Source organism: Paenarthrobacter sp. CM16 (assembly GCF_013179505.1).
Classification (GTDB): Bacteria; Actinomycetota; Actinomycetes; order Actinomycetales; family Micrococcaceae; genus Arthrobacter.
The window spans coordinates 1-3,348 of the sequence record NZ_JABMCX010000401.1 but is presented as its reverse complement, the minus strand read 5'-3'; the positions used below and the strand labels follow the sequence as shown (position 1 = coordinate 3,348).

At 64.0% G+C, this 3,348-nt stretch carries 3 protein-coding genes; all 3 read left to right on the top strand.

The annotated features are described in order from the left end of the window. Positions 1 to 184: 184 nt before the first annotated feature. Positions 185 to 1,690, top strand: a complete 1,506-nt coding sequence (locus tag HP499_RS22445) for a fumarylacetoacetate hydrolase family protein (RefSeq protein WP_172326299.1) — start codon at positions 185 to 187, stop codon at positions 1,688 to 1,690. Further along, positions 1,683 to 2,366, top strand: coding sequence for a GntR family transcriptional regulator (locus HP499_RS22440; RefSeq protein WP_172326298.1), 684 nt, complete (start codon positions 1,683 to 1,685; stop codon positions 2,364 to 2,366). Before HP499_RS22445 ends, HP499_RS22440 begins: the two co-directional genes overlap by 8 nt. A gap of 28 nt (positions 2,367 to 2,394) precedes the next feature. After that, a partial coding sequence (locus HP499_RS22435) for an aldehyde dehydrogenase family protein (protein WP_172326297.1) occupies positions 2,395 to 3,348 on the top strand: 954 nt, incomplete at its 3' end.

Genomic DNA, 3,348 nt, shown 5'->3' with positions numbered 1-3,348 from the left:
CGCCGCTGGCAAACCTCAGCAACTCCGGTTCTCTTTTGGGCTCCATGGTTTCCCTCCTCTGATCTGGTACCAGCATGCATCAACTGAGTTGGGCTGGGGAGGGGGTTGACGCAGCTCACAGTCCCGGTCATAGTGATTCGTATACGATTTCGTACTTGATTCAGTTTCAAGAAGAGGAGGCGCCGTGACATTGGAGTTCCGGACCCAGGAAGTCAGCCAGGACATGCTGGCCCGGACGCGCAAAGTCATTGCCGTCCACATCAACTACCCCAGCCGTGCGGCGCAGCGCGGGCGTACTCCCGAACAGCCGTCGTACTTCCTGAAGCCGTCTTCGTCCTTGGCACTCGGCTCCGCGGATGCTCCCGGCACCGTTGAACGTCCGGCCGGTTGCGAACTGCTCGGCTACGAGGGCGAGATCGCGTTGGTCATCGGGAAGTCCGCGCGCCGCGTGGGGCTGGAGGATGCGTGGAGCCACGTCGAATGGATCACTGCATCCAACGACCTCGGCGTCTACGACCTCCGCTACGCAGACAAGGGCTCCAACGTCCGGTCCAAGGGCGGCGACGGCTTCACTCCCGTCGGGCCGGCCCTGATCCCGGCCGACGCCGTTGACCCCGCTGCCTTAAGGATTCGCACCTGGCACAACGGAGACCTCGTCCAGGACGACACCACCGAGGACCTGCTCTTCCCGTTCGCCCAACTCGTCGCTGACCTCTCCCAGCTGCTCACGCTCGAAGAGGGTGACATCATCCTCACCGGCACCCCCGCCGGAGCCTCCGTTGCCAAGCCAGGTGACGTCGTCGAAGTTGAGGTCACCGGCGGTGACTTCAGCAGCGGCCGCCTGGCCACCAAAGTAATGGAAGGCGCGACGCCGTTCGCGGACTTCGGCGCCCGGCCCAAGACTGATGACACCCAGCGGGAAGAGGCCTACGGGTCGCGGGAAGCCGCCGGGCTGCCTGCTCCGATTTCCCAGGCTTCGGTGCTGACGCCGGAGCTGAAAGCGAAGCTGGAGTCTGTTGCTACTGCAACCCTGTCTTCCCAACTCCGTAAGCGGGGACTGAACAACGTGAGCATCGACGGCTTGCAGGCCACCCGCCCGGACCGCAAAGTGGTGGGACTTGCCCGGACCCTTCGCTACGTGCCCAACCGCGAGGACCTGTTCAAGACCCACGGCGGCGGATTCAACGCCCAGAAACGTGCCATCGACTCCGTGAACGAAGGCGAAATCCTGGTCATGGAAGCCCGCGGCGAGAAGGGCACCGGCACGGTGGGGGACATCCTGGCGCTGCGGGCCCAAGTGCGCGGGGCCGCTGCCATCATTACCGACGGCGGCGTCCGCGACTACTCGGCTGTGGCTGACCTGGAAATGCCCACCTACTTCGCCAACCCGCACCCGGCTGTCCTGGGACGCCGGCACATTCCGTGGGACACGGACATCACCATCGCCTGCGGCGGAGCCACTGTCCAGCCCGGCGACATCATCGTGGCAGACTCCGACGGCATCCTGGTGATCCCGCCGGCCATCGCTGAAGAACTGGTGGACGACTGCATACAGCAGGAAAAGGAAGAGACATTCATCTTCCAGATGGTCCAGGAAGGCAACAGCGTGGACGGGCTGTACCCCATGAACAAGGAATGGCAGGCGCGCTTCCAGGAGTGGCAGAGCCGGCAAGGAGCCCACAGTGACTGAAACCGCCGTCGGGAGTTCCGCCGTCGAAAACCCCGCTGCCCAAAGCAAATCCCAGCAAGCGTATGCCGCCGTGAAGGCGCGCATCGTGGAGGGCACGTACACGCCGGGTTACCGGCTGGTGCTGGCCAAGATCGCCGAGGATTTGGGCTTCAGCGTGGTCCCCGTGCGGGAAGCGATCCGCCGCCTGGAAGCCGAAGGGCTGGTGAAGTTCGAGCGGAACGTGGGCGCCACGGTGTCCGGGATCGACCCCACCGAGTACCTGTACACCATGCAGACCCTGAGCATCGTGGAGGGCGCCGCCACTGCGCTGTCCGCACCGCTGATCGACTCGGTGGCCATTGCCCGGGCCCGCGCGGTGAACGAGCAAATGCGTGAGTGCCTGGAGCACTTCGACCCCGTCCGTTTCACTGCCCTGAACCAGGATTTCCACAGCGTCCTGTTTGAACACTGCCCCAACCCGCACATTCTGGACCTGGTTCATCGGGGCTGGAACCGGCTGGCCTCCATCCGGTCCTCCACGTTCCGGTTTGTTCCCGGACGCGCCCAGGAGTCGGTGCGCGAACACGAAGCACTGCTGCAACTTATCGAGGGCGGGGCGGACGCCGACACCATCGAAAAAGCCGCCCGCCAGCACCGCGCCTCCACCCTGGACGCGTACCTCTCCACCACCAACTAAAGCTTTGGATGAACAAAGGAAGACAACGATGACTACCTCCGTAGAGACCACCAAGCACTACACCCCCGAGAACCTGCCCTCCCACATCCAGCACTTCATCAACGGCGAGTTTGTTGACTCCATCTCAGGCAAGACCTTTGATGTCCTGGACCCGGTATCCAACGGCAACTACGCCACTGCTGCCGCTGGTCAGAAGGAAGACATCGATCTTGCCGTCGCCGCCGCCCGCGAAGCATTCGTCAACGGTCCTTGGCCGAAGATGAAGCCCCGCGAGCGTGCCCGGGTGTTGAACAAGATCGCCGACGCCGTTGAAGCGCAGGAAGCCCGCCTCGCCGAACTCGAAACCTTTGATACCGGCCTGCCGATCACCCAGGCTAAAGGCCAGGCCCTGCGCGCTGCGGAGAACTTCCGCTTCTTCGCGGACCTGATCGTGGCCCAGTTCGACGACGCCATGAAAGTCCCGGGCTCGCAGATCAACTACGTGAACCGCAAGCCGATCGGCGTCGCAGGCCTGATTACCCCGTGGAACACCCCGTTCATGCTGGAATCCTGGAAGCTCGCCCCCGCCCTGGCCACCGGCAACACCGTGGTCCTGAAACCGGCCGAGTTCACCCCGCTTTCTGCCTCGCTCTGGGCGCAGATCTTCAGGGACGCCGGCCTGCCCGACGGCGTGTTCAACCTGGTCAATGGCCTGGGCGAAGAAGCCGGCGACGCGCTGGTGAAGCACCCGGACGTGCCGCTGATCTCCTTCACCGGCGAGACGACCACGGGCCAGACCATCTTCCGCAACGCCGCTGCCAACCTCAAGGGCCTGTCCATGGAGCTCGGCGGAAAGTCCCCGTGCGTCGTGTTTGCCGACGCCGATCTTGACGCCGCGATCGATTCGGCGCTGTTCGGGGTGTTCTCCCTCAACGGCGAACGCTGCACCGCCGGCTCCCGCATCCTGGTGGAACGGGCCATCTACGACGAATTCTGCGAAAAG